The sequence below is a fragment of the Rhizobacter sp. P3_B12 genome (genome assembly GCF_056402895.1).
In genome coordinates this window covers 1-1,367 of sequence record NZ_JBFUGN010001312.1, presented here as the reverse complement: position 1 = coordinate 1,367, position 1,367 = coordinate 1, and the positions used below count along the sequence as shown (strand labels likewise).

1 pseudogene is annotated in these 1,367 nt (G+C 61.2%); it reads right to left on the bottom strand.

What is annotated here, in order from left to right:
* Positions 1-1,057: 1,057 nt before the first annotated feature.
* Positions 1,058-1,367 (bottom strand): annotated as a pseudogene (locus AC1D01_RS34815) (hypothetical protein); the annotation flags it as partial.

Genomic DNA, 1,367 nt, shown 5'->3' with positions numbered 1-1,367 from the left:
TACCAGTATTCGCCTTTCTTCGTCAGTGCCATTGATACTGCTCCATTCTTCAAGGTGGGCTTCCGGCAGGCCTGGCGTCAGGCTCGCCCCTGAGCTGGATTTTGCCTGGAGGCCCGGTGAGTCGTCGCCAAGGGCCCGGTTCGGAGAGGTCGCCGACAAGAGCCGCGGACATCCTGCAATGCCAATCTTGGAGCCTGCAGCCACCTGGCCCCTCCGATTCGAACAGCACCCATCAGTCTGGAGAGGAAGTACGGTTCGCAGCGGTCGGCGTCATGCAATGCTTCGGCTGCGAATCTCTGCAGACGGCCACTCGCTGCCGTTCGCGAATGACCGCTCTCGGATGACCTCTCATTGTGGTTGCAACAGGCGTGGGCGTCGCGAAAGGCTGACTCTCGCCGTCGGTGGAGTAGCGATGCCGCTTCGAAGAATCGACACGACCTCGGAACACGCAGACTTCACAGCGGCTTCGCCATGTGGGTGCAGATTCTGCGGATGACTCCTCAACAGCTTCGCTCTGTTCTCGGTCGCCTCTTGGCTGTCGGGGCTACGGCTCTCTGCGGTGCGTCGATCTTGGGCTGCAGCGGCCCCACCGATGCCCAGGTGGCAGCTGACTTTGCGAGAGTGCATTCAGGTTGTACGCTCACCAGGGCCGTGGGTGGCGAGTCAGAAGGTGGGTACCTGTGGGTGGAGGTATCGGGCTACTGCGCCGGCGACGGCTTCGGGCGTGGGGACTTGTTCCGATACGTCGAGAAAGACGGTGAATGGATAGTCATTCCATCGAGAGTGGAGACACCGCATTCCCGAACCCGCTAGCCCGGGGAGCGACCGCCTTTCTGCATGCCAGATGGGGAGTTGGCTGACAGCACGGGTCGTCTACCGCAGACGACGGGCGCAGCGGCAGACAACAATCGGCCATCTCCGGACAATGGTGACCGACAGCTCTGCGACCCCGAAGCAAACGAACAAGGAAGCAAGGCCCGGCAGTTCGCCAAGACCTGTGCAAGGGATCAAGATTCAAAGCGGACAGCTGACCGCCCGCTCGGGAGGTCGGCTTTCGTCACGCGCTGAGCGCACTGGCGACACTGAAGAATGCGGGCACCAATTCGTCCCAGGTCTCCCGATCAAAGCCTTTGGGCTTGCGCGGGATGGATGGCTTCAATCGCCTGGACAGCAAACCCTTGCATGCGAACACGATGGTGTTGCTGCACTCGTCATCGCCGACCAGCAGCACCTCACTGCCGAAAGTCCGTTCGATGCGGGCAACCTGCGAATTGAAGTCGCGATGACCTGTGTGCAGGTTGACCACCATCAGGCCGTCGTTGAAGTCGCGATGACCTGTGTGCAGGTTGACCACCATCAGGCCGTCG